At 33.9% G+C, this 14,231-nt stretch carries 18 protein-coding genes and 1 pseudogene; 16 read left to right on the forward strand and 3 right to left on the reverse strand.

The genetic code is table 11. The features are described 5' to 3' along the window. The first annotated feature begins 310 nt into the window (after window positions 1-310). Window positions 311-610 (forward strand): PD-(D/E)XK nuclease family transposase, encoded by a 300-nt coding sequence (locus JAZ75_RS26215; RefSeq protein ID WP_208702507.1) that lies wholly within the window; start codon window positions 311-313, stop codon window positions 608-610. 67 nt (window positions 611-677) lie between these two features. Then, window positions 678-1,112: a PD-(D/E)XK nuclease family transposase gene (locus tag JAZ75_RS26085; protein WP_208696799.1), complete on the forward strand. Its 435-nt coding sequence runs from the start codon at window positions 678-680 to the stop codon at window positions 1,110-1,112. 223 nt (window positions 1,113-1,335) lie between these two features. On the opposite strand, the gene JAZ75_RS16815 is transcribed toward JAZ75_RS26085, so the two are convergent. After that, complete coding sequence (locus tag JAZ75_RS16815) at window positions 1,336-2,949, reverse strand: right-handed parallel beta-helix repeat-containing protein (RefSeq protein WP_208696801.1); 1,614 nt, start codon at window positions 2,947-2,949, stop codon at window positions 1,336-1,338. 161 nt (window positions 2,950-3,110) lie between these two features. Here JAZ75_RS16815 and JAZ75_RS16820 point away from each other — a divergent pair, with 161 nt between their 5' ends. The 14 genes and pseudogenes from JAZ75_RS16820 to JAZ75_RS16885 all read left to right on the forward strand — a co-directional run bounded on the left by JAZ75_RS16820 (window position 3,111) and on the right by JAZ75_RS16885 (window position 12,736). Then, on the forward strand, window positions 3,111-3,344 hold the full coding sequence (locus tag JAZ75_RS16820; protein ID WP_208696803.1) for a hypothetical protein: 234 nt from the start codon (window positions 3,111-3,113) through the stop codon (window positions 3,342-3,344). 640 nt (window positions 3,345-3,984) lie between these two features. Beyond that, complete coding sequence (locus JAZ75_RS16825) at window positions 3,985-4,434, forward strand: nuclear transport factor 2 family protein (RefSeq protein WP_208696806.1); 450 nt, start codon at window positions 3,985-3,987, stop codon at window positions 4,432-4,434. 218 nt (window positions 4,435-4,652) lie between these two features. Then, window positions 4,653-5,555: an Rpn family recombination-promoting nuclease/putative transposase gene (locus JAZ75_RS16830; protein WP_208696808.1), complete on the forward strand. Its 903-nt coding sequence runs from the start codon at window positions 4,653-4,655 to the stop codon at window positions 5,553-5,555. A gap of 146 nt (window positions 5,556-5,701) precedes the next feature. After that, window positions 5,702-5,908: a heavy metal-binding domain-containing protein gene (locus JAZ75_RS16835; protein WP_208696810.1), complete on the forward strand. Its 207-nt coding sequence runs from the start codon at window positions 5,702-5,704 to the stop codon at window positions 5,906-5,908. Between the two features lie 346 nt (window positions 5,909-6,254). Then, window positions 6,255-6,845 carry a hypothetical protein gene (locus JAZ75_RS16840; RefSeq protein WP_208696812.1) on the forward strand — a complete coding sequence of 197 codons (591 nt, stop codon included), beginning with the start codon at window positions 6,255-6,257 and terminating at the stop codon, window positions 6,843-6,845. A gap of 77 nt (window positions 6,846-6,922) precedes the next feature. After that, window positions 6,923-7,060, forward strand: coding sequence for a hypothetical protein (locus JAZ75_RS16845; protein WP_208696814.1), 138 nt, complete (start codon window positions 6,923-6,925; stop codon window positions 7,058-7,060). Window positions 7,061-7,203: 143 nt separating this feature from the next. After that, window positions 7,204-7,590, forward strand: coding sequence for a heavy metal-binding domain-containing protein (locus JAZ75_RS16850; protein ID WP_208696816.1), 387 nt, complete (start codon window positions 7,204-7,206; stop codon window positions 7,588-7,590). A gap of 181 nt (window positions 7,591-7,771) precedes the next feature. Continuing rightward, on the forward strand, window positions 7,772-8,230 hold the full coding sequence (locus JAZ75_RS16855) for a hypothetical protein (RefSeq protein WP_208696818.1): 459 nt from the start codon (window positions 7,772-7,774) through the stop codon (window positions 8,228-8,230). Window positions 8,231-8,438: 208 nt separating this feature from the next. Beyond that, window positions 8,439-8,615 (forward strand): heavy metal-binding domain-containing protein, encoded by a 177-nt coding sequence (locus tag JAZ75_RS26220; protein WP_208696820.1) that lies wholly within the window; start codon window positions 8,439-8,441, stop codon window positions 8,613-8,615. Window positions 8,616-8,749: 134 nt separating this feature from the next. Next, window positions 8,750-9,091 (forward strand): hypothetical protein, encoded by a 342-nt coding sequence (locus JAZ75_RS16865; RefSeq protein ID WP_208696822.1) that lies wholly within the window; start codon window positions 8,750-8,752, stop codon window positions 9,089-9,091. Between the two features lie 12 nt (window positions 9,092-9,103). Then, window positions 9,104-10,195: a S41 family peptidase gene (locus JAZ75_RS16870; RefSeq protein ID WP_208696824.1), complete on the forward strand. Its 1,092-nt coding sequence runs from the start codon at window positions 9,104-9,106 to the stop codon at window positions 10,193-10,195. 87 nt (window positions 10,196-10,282) lie between these two features. Continuing rightward, window positions 10,283-10,930, forward strand: a complete 648-nt coding sequence (locus JAZ75_RS16875) for an HD domain-containing protein (protein WP_208696826.1) — start codon at window positions 10,283-10,285, stop codon at window positions 10,928-10,930. Window positions 10,931-11,003: 73 nt separating this feature from the next. Continuing rightward, a complete protein-coding gene (locus JAZ75_RS16880) occupies window positions 11,004-11,315 on the forward strand; it encodes a hypothetical protein (RefSeq protein ID WP_208696828.1) in 312 nt (103 codons plus the stop codon). Window positions 11,316-11,572: 257 nt separating this feature from the next. Next, window positions 11,573-12,736, forward strand: a pseudogene (locus JAZ75_RS16885) (IS256 family transposase). 27 nt (window positions 12,737-12,763) lie between these two features. Here JAZ75_RS16885 and JAZ75_RS16890 read toward each other — a convergent pair. Together JAZ75_RS16890 and JAZ75_RS16895 are read right to left on the reverse strand one after the other, a co-directional pair. Further along, the gene (locus tag JAZ75_RS16890; RefSeq protein ID WP_208696830.1) at window positions 12,764-13,693 is read right to left on the reverse strand and encodes a tetratricopeptide repeat protein; all 930 of its coding nucleotides are present in this window, start codon (window positions 13,691-13,693) and stop codon (window positions 12,764-12,766) included. Beyond that, window positions 13,620-14,102: a hypothetical protein gene (locus JAZ75_RS16895; protein ID WP_208696832.1), complete on the reverse strand. Its 483-nt coding sequence runs from the start codon at window positions 14,100-14,102 to the stop codon at window positions 13,620-13,622. The genes JAZ75_RS16890 and JAZ75_RS16895 overlap by 74 nt, the downstream gene beginning before the upstream one ends. Window positions 14,103-14,231: the final 129 nt, after the last annotated feature.

A 14,231-nucleotide genomic window follows, 5' to 3' on the forward strand; every position in this document is an offset into this window, starting at 1 on the left:
TCTTCCCGTTATAAAGACCTTGCATAGCTTCATCTTTGAAGCGTTCAAAGTCGAATGGGGTCTTTTCTTTCATGACCATGTCGTTTGAATAATTAAATATAAAAAATCTTATTAAATTATTCCCTTGACACAGTTCACGTTACAATCTCTAGTGATTTGATTTTTATAGTTTTATTCTAATTGGTAGTTTGCTTATTTATTTACGATTTAACTTAACTAATATAAAAGAAATATTCAAACTACATCACTATCGCCGAATTTTATTGCTCATACGGCATCTTGATTACAGATATATATGCTTATCATTTAGATTTTATTTTCTGGATTCTTTGAAGGAGAGAAAGTTATTAAAGATCTTCATTATCGGCCAGTGGAGCAGGATGGCTATGTTGAAAATGAGCGTAAGGTTATTTTCGATCTGTATTGTACCGGCATTGATGGTGAGCATTTCATTATTGAGATGCAACAGCTATATCAAGATTTTTTTAAAGACCGAACCGTTTTTTATACATCCAGGCTTATCAATAAACTTATACCTAAGGGCTATAAGGGAAATATATATGAACTTCCCGAAGTATATTTTATCGGTATCTTAGAGTTTGAATTATGAGAAACTGAACGGGGTAAGTATTTTTATGATGTTGCTCTCTGCGATAAGCAGAATAATCGTGTTTCTTATGAAAAGCTTGGTTATAAGTTTTTTAGTATTACCAAATTTCACTAAGAATGAAACTGATATAAAGACAGATATGGATATTTGGTTATATCTATTGAAAAACATGAGTAAACTTGATAAAATATCGGATTTTTTGGATAAGCGGGTATTTGGTCTTATATTTTACATAGGCGAAGTCGCAAAATTAACACCAGAGGATAAGATTGCATACGAAGCAAGTTTAAAACATAAGCGTGATGCAGAGAATACCTATTCTACTGCTCAGCTTATTGGGCATGATCGAGGTTTAAAAGAGGGCTTAAAGGAAGGTATTGCTAAAGGTGCACACAAAAAAGCCATTGAGACAGCTTTGAAATTTGAAAATATGGGTTTACCTATAGAGCAAATTGCTGGGGGTACCGGGCTTACGATCGACGAGATCGAAAGACTGAAATAAAATATATAGGTCATATAAAAACAACTAAAGCCATTCTGTTAAGAATTGCTTTAGTTGTTCAATACCTTCCTTAAGGCTTCCCTTATTTTTTAATCAAACCGATTAACACAACAATCCCATTGTAGCAACAGCCGTCATTGGAGACAGTACTTTAAGTGCTTATTGTAGTTTACACCTACAGATATAAATAAAAAGCCAATTATCGATGATTTTATATTACTGTTTAATTCTTGGTAAGAGAACTTCCTGCATTTGCAATAACAACATGCTGAAATGCCCCTACATCGGGATTACCAGAAGATAGTGCATTTCCAGAAAAATCCTTTCCACCATTATTTCTAATAAAAATACCTGCATTAAGAACCGGTGCTCCCTTCCTGACTTGATAACCTTTCGCTGCATCAAGTCCGTTTCCGCCAACAGGATTAACAAATAAAGGGTCTTTATAAAAATTATTACTAAGAACAGTCGTCCCCCAATTCAAAGCAGTAAATGTACTCGCCGGATATAGACAATTATTGTTAAACCGGAGGCCGGTATCTGGCTGAGTAGAAAGACTGTTTATTGTTGAGGTTGTATAAAAAATATTATTTGAAAAAGTTGCATAAGGTTTTCCTGAACTTTCCCCATTCATGACATGAAACAGGCTCTCCACTGGATTTTTGATATAGAAAACATTATTGTAGATCTCACGTGAGTCATATATCGTTCTTTCGAACAAAAATAGTTTCTTTAACTGAGTTGTACCGATATCATTGACAGAGACATTATAACGTACCTTAATATTCTTGGATTGATTCATAAAAAGCATAAAACCACCATTATTATCATGCGAATAATTGTATTCAAAGATATCACCATCGGTCTCAGAATCATTATCATATCCATCCGCATCAAAGGCTACACCATCGTTGACTCCACCACCTGTCAAACCATATACTTCATTGTAAGCCACAAGTGTGTTCAAGCTACCGATTGTCCATATACCTGCATAATTATCTGATCCAGTGTTCATACAAGCTTTGTAAACCGTATTGTGCGTGATCTTGCTTCCACCAGTTACCCCGGACATGACAATACCATCACCATAGATATATTCAATCAAGTTATTATCGATTATAATATCTTTAGATCTTGCAACCATTGCTCTATCCCCAGTTGTTCTTATCCCTTCCACGGAACAATTCGCAACATGACAACTTTGTATCAATGCACCATATATTTTGCCATCAAGAATAATTCCACCAGAACCTTTGTTATAATTCTTATTTCCATCAATAGTGCCATTCACATCATGGACATAACAATTCTTAATCACAATATTATTAATTGCCGGCTCTGATGGACTACCTCCTGCCACACGGATGCCGGTAGACGCATAATTTGTACCCGTTGATACTGTATTGGTCACTTCTAGATTATTCACCTCGAAATAAGAAACTTTATTGAGAAAAAGACCATTAGATCCATTTCTCTGTCCTCCTCCATTTATAATTGGCCGAACATCGCCACCATATTTATCTATGATAATAGGCGCTTTCGCTGTTCCCGAGTTTTTCATATGTAAAGTATCATTCCATACCCCTCCGCTTTTAAACAAGATACGGTCACCCGGACCAAACACCGAAGCATTGATTTTAGCGAGTGTTTTCCATGCCCCTATTATACTCGTACCCGTGCTGTCATCATCTCCAGAAGGATCTATATAATAGGTTTTACCCATATTTTTCACATCTATTTTTGTTTTCTGTGCGATCAAACTATGCAACTCAATAGGTTTATGAGAGCTTAATAATCCAACCATTGCAACTGAAATCAACATAATAAATTTTCGCATATCTTATTTAGTGTTATAATGCTTATCGTTTGTTGCACATGTAGCTAATGTGCTGATGACATAAAGCCGTAAATTAAGAAAGAAAACGGAATATATCATCATTAAAAAATGAATAAAAGTATGGAGAACCATACAGCGCAAAAAAATTAAAGAAACTACAGATGATATCTCGTTTCCTTTTCGGATTAGTACATTATTTGTTTTTCGCTTTTCCTTTATCATATTGGTTCGCAGATCGCTTTTTTCTCCAAACATATACGTACAATGTAGTTATTGGTTGGAGTGTCTTTGTACTTTCAGTAGCAGGTGTTTTGTTATTAGCAATTGCAACAGTAAGCACTCAGGCTATCAAAGCGGCCTTAACCAACCCTGTGACATCGTTGAGAGATGAATAAATCAATTAGACTGTTGGAATTCAAATACAATTAGAACAGTTGCAGTACGATCAACATTACTCATCTGGATTAAAAAAGCCTCGTCAATCACAGTTAAAAAAATTGAGGATGGTCTACATCGACGAGCTACTGAGCTTCAGGCGGTGGAATTGGTATAATTAAATATAAATTGGTTAGTTGAGTATTATAGGTTAATCGTATTAAGTTACGAATAAATACCATATATACATCATGGAAAATAGTTGCAAATTCTTGAAAATCCATATACATCAAAAGGGCCTAATTCTCATTAGACCCTTTATCTTGGCGTTTAACTGCACAGTAATTTTTATGTTTCTTATCGTTTCCTCTTTTTTGTTTCATCATCCAAATTGTTTTGAAGCAATTGGATTTATTTACTGTACTACGTCATTTATCGTTATACACTTTCATGCTGAAAGTATGTTCGTTATCGCTTTGTATTATAAGAACACCTGTTGAATAGAATAGTTCAAAAAAGTTTAAAATAATTTCACCTCTTCATTTTGACCGTTCACCGAGTTTTTAGTTGGTTTAGTCTAATTGCCATAGGGTAGGGACGATCTACATCCTACTTTTGAATCAACAAATAAGAACTAACAAACTATAAAATAAAGACATTATGAAAACTTTAGCAAAAACATTCGCAGCGGCAGCCTTGATCGCAGTCTCTACTTTCACTATGGCAGCAGGCAAACCAGAGGTATCAAACCCTAAAAAAGCGGTGGTCAATTTATCTACAGCAGATCTCGCCATTGATCATTACGTTGCGGTTATGACAGAAGGACAATCGGCAGGAGTAGAGCAGTTGTTTACAGCAGATTTTAGCCAAAAAGTAAAGGCATCAGAAGATAAAACCAATAGTCGTTCAGAAGTTATTTCCTTCTTGAAAAAGCAAAAAGGTGAGCAGTTAAACTGTAAAACAAGTACCACCATCGTACAGGAGTCAGCAGACTATATGATCGCCAAAGTAACGATGCAGTTTGAAGGTTTTACCAAAACCGATCTCGTGACTTTAGTCAATGAGGGCGGTAATTGGAAAGTATCCCAATCGATCAATTCTTATAAGTAATCAAGTTTAATCCATATATTAACTAGAAGCCACGTCATGAGATGTGGCTTTTTTTGTGTCCGGAAAGCAAGACTAGGTTAACAGGTTAATGCTTTTGTTGCCAGCTAGCCGACAACAAACGATTACTGTCGACTACAAACGTTTAATAACCGGCTAATAATTTTAGTTTTTCTGATGTTTGCTTAGCAACATTAATTATTTAAGCAAAGCATATTATTATGAAAAAGACAAAAAGTAACATGGGCAAGTATGTTGGTTTTAGTGGCGACTGGAGCTTTAAATTTTATTTTGGAAGAGAAGAAAATAAGCCGATTTTAATTGGATTTTTAAATGGACTCTTTAAGGGAGAGAAAGTTATTCAAGATCTTCATTATCGGCCAGTGGAGCAGGGTGGCGATGTTGAAAATGAGCGTAAGGTTATTTTCGATCTCTATTGTACCGGTATTGATGGTGAGCATTTTATTATAGAGATGCAACAGCTTTATCAAGATTTTTTTAAAGACCGAACGGTTTTTTATACATCCAGGCTTATCAATAAACTTATACCCAGGGGCTATAAGGGAAATACATACGAACTTCCCGAAGTATATTTTATTGGTATCTTAGAGTTTGAATTAGGAGAAACTGAATCCGGAAAGTATTTTTATGATGTTGCTCTTTGTGATAAGCAGAGTAATCGTGTTTTTTATGAAAAGCTTGGTTACAAGCTCTTAGTATTACCAAATTTTAATAAGAATGAGGCTGATATAAAGACAGATATGGATATGTGGCTATATCTATTGAAAAACATGAGTAAACTTGATAAAATACCGGATTTTTTGGATAAGCGGGTATTTGGTCTTATCTTTGACATAGGCGAAGTCGCAAAATTAACACCGGAGGATAAGATGGCATACGAAGCAAGTTTAAAACATAAGCGCGATGCAGAGAATACCTATTCTACTGCTCAGCGTCTTGGACATGATCGAGGTTTAAAAGAAGGTTTAAAAGAAGGTATTGCTCAAGGCCAGCACCAAAATGCTATTGAGACAGCTTTGAAATTTAAAAATATGGGTTTACCTTTAGAACAAATTGCTGAGGGTACCGGTCTTACCATCGAAGAGATTGAAAAACTGAAATAAATCAAATAAATTATATAGATAAACGTATAAAGCCATTCTGTCAAGAATGGCTTTATACGTTTAATACCCTCCTTACGGCTTCCCGTATTTTTTAATCAAACCGATGCTTTATTTTGGGGCTTTTAAAACAGTATTCATCATACATCATGATCGTTACCAGTACCAATAACATCGAGGGGAGAGAAGTCCAGCGTTATTTTGATCCCATATCAGCAACAGCTGTTATTGGAGCTAATGCTCTGAGTGAAATCGGAGCGAGCTTTGTAGCGTTTGCTTCGCAGATCCCTTCGGGATTCTTCGGTGGGCGCTCCCGCAATTATGAAAACAAAAACAGGAGCTATATAAGAGCGTAGTGGAGTCTTTAAAGCAAAATGCACGTAGCCTATCGGGCAGATGCCGTTAAAGGTTTCAGCGTCAAATATTGATGAACTCTCTGGCCCAGTTATACCATCTAAGATGAAAAGGAAAGTGTTAAGGCTAAATGTAGAGGGAGATGGTCATTGAGCAATGGAATGTCGCTGGGAGCGACATCGGAGTAAACATTCAATCTTTGATTATCATAAAAAATTAATAGAAAGTTCCTTTATGAAAGGATCTGTAAATATTTTAAGTTGCATTAAACCGAATATTCAACCGTTAAAACTTTTAAATATGCTCTATTTCGCGTGATTAAATTATTATTTTTGTATCAAAAAAGATATGCGCCAATTTTATTATGTATTTATTAGTTTTATTTTTCTTTCTCAAAGCCTTATTTGTCAAAATTCGTTATCTCAAACGATTTATAGCAATGAATTTAAATGGTCAATAAAGATTCCTGAAAATTATAAAAATTTAAGTCATTCAGAATTAGAGAAATTAAATGATTTGGGCAAAAGGGGGATAGAGAATACTTACAATGAAAAAGTTACAAGTAACCCTAAAATAATATTTTCGTTTAAAAACGATGAGTACAATTTTATGCAAGCAAGTTATCAAATTTATAATCGAGATAAAAACGGTGATTTTGCAAGATTGTGTGCTGGGATAAATAAGGTCCAGTATGAGACTTGTAAGAATCAAATTCCAGGTGTGAAAATTGATGCTACTAATGGAATTGAGAAAATAAATAATTTAGAATTCCATAGATATAAAATGGTATTGCACTATCCTAGCGGACAAGTACTCCATTGGATCACCTATTATAGATTATTTGGTAAAAAGTTTTTAACCATTAGTGTTACATATATTGACAAGGACAAAGGACAAGAGGCCATTCGCTGTTTGGAAAAATCAAAGTTCGGGAAATAAGCAAGCAACAAAACCTAATAACTTTAAATACCATTAAAACCTTTATCATTATTTAAAAGTTGAATTAAGAAAAGCAATTGGAAGAGACTAAAGCAGAAGGCGAACACAAAAAAGCCATTGAGACAGCTTTAAAATTTAAAAAGATGGGGTTATCAGTAGAGCAAATTGCTGAGGGTACCGGCCTTACCATCGACGAGATTGAAAAACTGAAATAAATCAAATAGATCATATAAAACATCTAAAGCCATTCTGTCAAGAATGGCTTTATTCGTTTTATCCCCTCCTTACGGCTTCCCGTATTTTTTAATCAAAGCGATCCTTTATTTTCGGGCTTTTAAAACAGTATTCATCATAGACCATGATCGTTACCAGTACCAATACCATTGAGGGGAGAGAAGTCCTGCGTTATTTTGATCCCATTTCAGCAACAGCTGTTATTGGAGCCAATGCTTTGAGTGAAATCGGAGCCAGCTTTGTCGACTTCTTCGGTGGGCGCTCCCGCAATTATGAAAACAAATTACAGGAGCTATATAAAAGCGTAGTGGAGTCTTTAAAGCAAAATGCTCGTAGCTATCGGGCAGATGCCGTTATAGGCTTCAGCGTCAATATTGATGAGATCTCGGGCAAGGGCACGCAGATGTTTATGATCACCGCTATCGGTACACCAGTATTGCTCAATGAAATTAAACATATACAAGTAGAAGCTGAAGATATTATTTTATTGAAGCAGTATTTATTTTACTGAAAAGGTGTATATTATATCAATTATGACCTTAAATGAAATCAGAAGGAATAAATGTTTTACTTTTGTTTATGGGTAACGATTAAAATAAAATCTAAATTAAAATATGTGCTCATTTATCAAAAATATATGTATTGTTTCTTTTTTTCTTCTGTTCATTTCATGTGATGATAGATTACAAACAATGTCACTAGAAAAGTATGCTAAAACCGTATTTAATCTACCGCTTGATTTGAAAAAAGATAGTGTCATATCTGAGTTTAGAAATTTTGGAGAGGAAGAAAATAAAGGTCAGGCTATAATTGTTGTTAGTGTAAAGGGGGAAAAAGTGAAAAAATTCATTAGCCGCATCCCTTGGTCAAAACCTAAATTACAGTCATTGGATCCTGAAAGTATTAAACAGTATAAAGAGTTTAAAAATATTACTGTATTTTTTGATATTCAGAATCAATATGTTCAGATTTGGTATTCTGAAATGGAAAGTAGATTTATAAAATTCGCAAACTATGCTATAGGTAACAAAACCAATGATGTATATTATTATAAAGAATTTTTTTCTGATGAGTATGGTCAACTTCAAAGGAAGCTTCTTCTTTTTGATAAAAAAAATCAGATACTATTCTTGCTTTTTAATAATATGTGAATTTAACATTGGAAATATCTCTCAATAACTAAATACCGAATTACCCCTGTCTGATTAGAAGCAATTTTTTATTCATACAAAAAAACCTATAAAGCAATTCTGCCAAGAATGGCTTTATAGGTTTTATCCCCTCCTTACGGCTTCCCGTATTTTTTAATCAAACTGATGCTTTATTTTTGGACTTTTAAAACAGTATTCATCATAGACCATGATCGTTACCAGTACCAATACCATCGAGGGGAGAGAAGTCCTGCGTTATTTTGATCCCATTTCAGCAACAGCTGTTATTGGAGCCAATGCTCTGAGTGCAATCCGGAGCCAGCTTCGTGGCGTTTGCTTCGCAGATCCCTTCGGGATTTTTCGGTGGGCGGTCCCGCAATTATGAAAACAAATTACAGGAGCTATATAAGAGCGTAGTGGAGTCTTTAAAGCAAAATGCCCGTAGCTAACGGACAGATGCCGTTATAGGCTTCAGCGTCAATATTGATGAGATCTCGGGCAAAGGAACCCCAATCGTTTATGATCACCGCTATCGGTACTCCTGTATTGCTCAATGAAATTAAACATATTCAAACAGAAGCAGTAGGTGGAGATATCGATGGATCTGTTATTAAGAACAAAGTCAAAGCAAGCTTGATCATAGAACGCAATACCGGTATCTATACCATGGACAATACTACAGCGGAGTTTATAGCCACATCCCGATTGACCGAATTTGTACCCCTGCTATTCAAAGCGATGAATGAAACAGGGGGGGGCAGACGTTACTTTAAGGTCACTCCATCTTACATAAAAAATAATGAAAAAATTTTAATCGCAAGATATAAAAATTTTATAAATTTTTATATCTTCGACAATTAACTGAACCATTTTATGAAGAAAAAACTATTATTTGCTATAACGACATTTATATTATTGAATTTTAACGCACAAGCTCAAAATAAAGATGTCCAAAACATTGTACTACGATTTTTAGACTCCGTACAAACCAATTCTTATATGAGTCTGAATGTGAAATGGGATTCTGTTCGTCCAGATTTTATAGAACAAACTAAAAATATTAATAATATTAATGATCTCAAACCTCATTTAACTTCCTTTATCAAAACATTGAAAGACGGTCATTCATCAGTTATATTTTTGAACAAAGAAGAAGATAATACAGAAGAATCCAAGTTTGCTTTTTACAAATTAATTGGAACAACTACTGATGCGGAGGCAGGTCTTCCTCCCAAAAACTTCCAACATCGCATACTTCAAGATAAATATGCTTATATTAATATACCATCGGTAGCTCTTGAGAATCGTAAATTTGTGGATACCATTGGAATACAATTAAAAGAGTTGGATGCGAAAAATCCAAAAGCGTGGATTATTGATTTAACCGAAAATAACGGCGGAAATATTATGTCTATGATTTGGCATTTTCCAACATTAATTGATGTGAATCATTGTTATTCGTATTTTAGTCGTACTAAAGATGAAAAAGTTTCTACAAGGTTTATTGAAACAAGTCCTGATGATATAAAAGTTGCTCAATTGATAAACTTAGAATATGAAAAAGTCCTACCTATAAGTATTAAGAATAATAATGTGCCAATAGTGATTCTGACGAGTCAAATAACGGCTAGTTCAGGAGAATTATTTGCGGCTTATTTCAAAGGTCAAAAAAATGTTAAATTAGTAGGTCAAAAAACAACTGGTTTGACCTCTAACAATAGCCCTATTGATATTGGCGGAGGTATTACTATAAATTTAACAACTTCTGTTTTGAAAGATCGAAATGGAAAAATTTATAAAATTGGTGAAGGAATTGATCCTGACATTCAGTTGAATATTGATTATACAAAACAGGAAGGAAAAACAGATTTGACCTATCAAGAATTGAGTCAGGCTATAAAAAAGAACAAACAAAAATATTTGGATGAAGCTATCAAGATTTTGGGAAATGATAGCTTCAAATAATATAATGCTTAATTAATATTGCTCATTATATTGCCAAGTCTAAGTACTTAAAAAAAAATAGATACCAAATTATAACAATGAATTAATATGACTAACCAAATTAAAATCGAACAATTGTCAGCGATATTAGAGGTATTGCAGTTAGCGGAAAAATTGAAATTTGAACTGAGACATAGTTGGTTATCCAATGGTCGACAAGAAAGTGTTGCTGAGCATACCTGGAGAATGTCACTAATGGCAGTTCTAATCGAACCTTTGCTGGATAAAAAGATTGATCTCGCTAGATTGTTGAAGATGATCATTATTCATGATCTTGTTGAAGCCGAAGCCGGAGATGTATCCGTTCTTGATCAGATCCGTAATCCAGCGATCAGAAAGGTAAAACAGCAAAATGAAGAAAAGGCTATAGAGAATATACGTGAAATGCTTAGTAAAAGTAATGGACAAGAGATTTATGATCTATTTTACGAATTTGAAGAAAAAAATACATTTGAAGCTAAAGTGGCTAACGCTATTGATAAACTAGAAGTGCAATTACAGCACAACCATGCTGATATAAATACTTGGGAAGAAATTGAATATGATCTTTCATTTGTTATTGGTAAACACGTTCAATTTGATGAAACCTTCACTTTACTAAAAGATCTCATTGAGAAGCAAGCAGAACAAAAACTGCATATAGCAGGATTTGATATATTAGAGATACGTGATCGGGCTCTTACTAATTTTAATTAAAATAAATTGAAAGTCAATTGACCACATACCTGGATTGGAACCTAAAACATGTTGGTAAAGTGAAAAATAAATCATGAAAAATATAGTTGAAATATTAAAAAGTCATTTTATTGTTTTACAAATAGTTATTGAAAATTTTACCATTTTGGATAGTAATTTGGAAATACTTATTAAAATTAAATCATCAGATTTTGATGAGAAAACGATACTTTTTGACAGGGTATCAAGCATTAATATAAATTCAGATTATTATTTTTGTTCCTCCAAATCTTCTATAATTATAGAAGATTTGGCTCATGCACAAATAGAGGGAGTTAAATACAAAATAGCTGTTGCAGAAGATTCAATGACCTTTTATTGTGAAAATATTATCTTGGCTAATTAATGCCACTAAGAGGAGAGTTGCAAATTGAAGAGTTTTTGGTTTAGACTTCTAATAGTTCTCTTCATATCAACTACATATTTTCTTTGAGATTGTAACGTGAACTGTGTCAAGGGAATAATTTAATAAGATTTTTTATATTTAATTATTCAAACGACATGGTCATGAAAGAAAAGACCCCATTCTATTTTTCATTCGTATTTGTTTTTTAATTGTATTCAAGAGGGCTTCGCCGTATTGAACGCTTCAAAGATGAAGCTATGCAAGGTCTTTATAACGGGAAGAGTTTATCTCCCAACGACGGCGTTCTAGCGCCCTTAATGAAGCATTTATTGGAGTCAATGATGGATGGCGAGCTAGAGAGTCATCTTCAGGAAGATAAGGCCTCAGGTAATTCCAATCGTCGTAATGGTAAGACCAAAAAGACTGTCCGCGGCCTTAATACAGGTACTTTTGAACTGGAGTCTGGACGGGATAGATCCGGTACATTTGAACCTAAGGTAATTCCCAAACGTCAGCTCATTATTACAGAACAATTAGAAGGCCATGTTCTAAGTATGTATGCCAAAGGGATGAGCACACGTGCTATAAGTGATTTTATCCGTGAGATGTATGCTATGGATATTTCTGCGACCGAAATATCCCGTATCACAGAAAGTGTTATGCCAGCCGTTAATGAGTGGCGAAGTCGTCCGCTAGAGGCCGTCTATCCCTTTGTTTTCCTAGACTGCATGCATTATAAAGTCCGTCAGAACGGCACGGTTGAATCTAGGGCTATTTATAATATATTAGGTGTAGGAATGGATGGACACAAAGATCTGATAGGTCTTTATAGTTCAGAGAATGAGGGTGCCAAGTTTTGGTTATCTGTTCTCACAGACCTAAAACAGCGTGGTGTCCAAGACATTCTAATTGCCTGTGTCGATGGTTTAAAAGGCTTTCCTGAAGCTATTGAAGCTATTTTCCCTAAAACTAAAGTTCAGTTATGTATCGTTCACCAGATCAGATCAAGTATGCGCTATGTTACAGAAAAGGATAAAAAGGCTGTCATTGAAGACCTAAAGCCCGTTTATTAAGCTGTTAACGAAGAAATGGGCTATGAAAACTTAATTATCTTCGAAGAGAAATGGGGTAAGAAATATCCAATTGCTGCTAAATCCTGGATGGATAATTGGACGAACTTATCTACTTTTTTTGAATACGATGAACAGGTACGTAAGACTATTTATACTACTAATCCTATTGAAGGAATGCACCGCCAGATTCGTAAAATAACGAAGTCTAAGGGTGCATTCAGCTCTGAGCAGGCGTTAATGAAGTTAATGTTCTTGATAATAAGGGACATCTCTAAAAAATGGACGATGCCAATGCACAATTGGGGCTTGACTATATCTCAACTTTATATTAAATTGGGGATAGACTAAAGCTCGACAGAGGCTATTAGGAGTAAGCTAATTATCCAATGACGCAGTTGAAGTTACACTCCCCAACGTTATACTATGCTTCGCTTTTTCGTTTTTTATGAAAATTTCATCAATATCTTCCATGTAGATTTCAAAGGGCAATTCATTATAAATGTCCTTAAGAACATTTCCAGATAAAAAAAAGTCCTTCGCTTTCTTTAAATATATCGACGCGGCGGAATACTTTTTCTGTTCGTATAATACTTTGCCTAAGTAATAGTTTGCATCGCTACTCTTTGGGTAATCTTCTAGCACCTGATTTATCAACTTTAAAGATTCATCTAAATCGCCAATTTCAAACAATGCAATTGCATAGTAAAGATTAATTTTATAATCTCTTGCATTTTCCGCAGTAGTTTTGACTGCACTATCAAATTCCTTAAGTGCTTCTGATCTTTTATTTAACTTAAAAAGACAGACAGCTTTGAGCATATGTATGTTTTCACTCATTGGGTAATCTATGTGAAGAACAGTCAGAGAATCTAATTTTATAAAATCATTTAATGCTCCTTGGTAGTCTCTTATTTTGTAAAGCTTAATCCAGCCTCTGTAACCTAAATGTGAAACTGGTTTCAATTGAACTGCTTTATCCAAATAAGTAAAACCTTGATGATACAATCCTCTTTTATTGTACGCTACAGATCTTTCACGATAGTACTCGCTATTGTCTGGAAACCGATATGTTAAGTAAGAAAATATCAGGTCAGATTTGAGACTTCCTTGATTTAATTCAGCGTATTTAAATTGTTTTTCTTCGGGCAGTGAGATTAATTTTATGTAAGAAAAAAGTATAAAGAAAAGCATAGTAATCTTTACCGTTAATATTATTATGCTACTATTTCTTTTAATAAATTTCATTAATTTTGCATTTAAATATCTTAAATTGAATTTTTTGGTGATATTTTCGAATTTTGCCATTAATAAAACCTTTTTGCCAATTACAGTTATTTATCAAAAAGTATTTAATATCTTCAATATGACTTAATTCGGCCGTAATTGGATTGAGTTTTTCATCTAATTGACTGAAACTTAATAGTTCGGCTTTACCATTTTTATTGATAAGTATCCTGAAAATCAAATATCCATCATTGTTAAAACTAAATTCATGTTTAGTGATAAATCTTTGGATTGATTTTTTTAAAGGATATTTGTTTATAGATTCATCTAACTCATAATATTGATAGTAATTATTTCCAAGACTATTAATATGTATTTCAGTAGCAGAAGTTGCACTTAATAAATCACGATGCAAAAAGAGTACATCTAAAAAACAAATTGTTATTGCGAGTATAAGTAAAATGTTTAATAATTTATGTGCATTTTTCATACAAAACGATTTTTATATATGGTATTTTAAAAATTCAAGATGCTCAAAAATAATTATTGCGATCTTATTATCTTTCAATAAAACCTATCTCGTGGCTTTGGAAATCATGGCGTTAAATGGAAAGTATCA

Source organism: Sphingobacterium sp. UDSM-2020 (genome assembly GCF_016132525.1).
Taxonomy (GTDB): domain Bacteria; phylum Bacteroidota; class Bacteroidia; order Sphingobacteriales; family Sphingobacteriaceae; genus Sphingobacterium; species Sphingobacterium anhuiense.

Bases quoted from the DNA above. Each gene is read 5' to 3' on its own strand.
- JAZ75_RS26085 (WP_208696799.1), top strand. From the start codon at position 678: ATGAAAAGCTTGGTTATAAGTTTTTTAGTATTACCAAATTTCACTAAG.
- JAZ75_RS16815 (WP_208696801.1), bottom strand. From the start codon at position 2,949: ATGCGAAAATTTATTATGTTGATTTCAGTTGCAATGGTTGGATTATTA.
- JAZ75_RS16820 (WP_208696803.1), top strand. From the start codon at position 3,111: ATGATATCTCGTTTCCTTTTCGGATTAGTACATTATTTGTTTTTCGCT.
- JAZ75_RS16825 (WP_208696806.1), top strand. From the start codon at position 3,985: ATGAAAACTTTAGCAAAAACATTCGCAGCGGCAGCCTTGATCGCAGTC.
- JAZ75_RS16830 (WP_208696808.1), top strand. From the start codon at position 4,653: ATGAAAAAGACAAAAAGTAACATGGGCAAGTATGTTGGTTTTAGTGGC.
- JAZ75_RS16835 (WP_208696810.1), top strand. From the start codon at position 5,702: ATGATCGTTACCAGTACCAATAACATCGAGGGGAGAGAAGTCCAGCGT.
- JAZ75_RS16840 (WP_208696812.1), top strand. From the start codon at position 6,255: ATGCGCCAATTTTATTATGTATTTATTAGTTTTATTTTTCTTTCTCAA.
- JAZ75_RS16850 (WP_208696816.1), top strand. From the start codon at position 7,204: ATGATCGTTACCAGTACCAATACCATTGAGGGGAGAGAAGTCCTGCGT.
- JAZ75_RS16855 (WP_208696818.1), top strand. From the start codon at position 7,772: ATGTCACTAGAAAAGTATGCTAAAACCGTATTTAATCTACCGCTTGAT.
- JAZ75_RS26220 (WP_208696820.1), top strand. From the start codon at position 8,439: ATGATCGTTACCAGTACCAATACCATCGAGGGGAGAGAAGTCCTGCGT.
- JAZ75_RS16865 (WP_208696822.1), top strand. From the start codon at position 8,750: ATGATCACCGCTATCGGTACTCCTGTATTGCTCAATGAAATTAAACAT.
- JAZ75_RS16870 (WP_208696824.1), top strand. From the start codon at position 9,104: ATGAAGAAAAAACTATTATTTGCTATAACGACATTTATATTATTGAAT.
- JAZ75_RS16875 (WP_208696826.1), top strand. From the start codon at position 10,283: ATGACTAACCAAATTAAAATCGAACAATTGTCAGCGATATTAGAGGTA.
- JAZ75_RS16880 (WP_208696828.1), top strand. From the start codon at position 11,004: ATGAAAAATATAGTTGAAATATTAAAAAGTCATTTTATTGTTTTACAA.
- JAZ75_RS16890 (WP_208696830.1), bottom strand. From the start codon at position 13,693: ATGGCAAAATTCGAAAATATCACCAAAAAATTCAATTTAAGATATTTA.
- JAZ75_RS16895 (WP_208696832.1), bottom strand. From the start codon at position 14,102: ATGAAAAATGCACATAAATTATTAAACATTTTACTTATACTCGCAATA.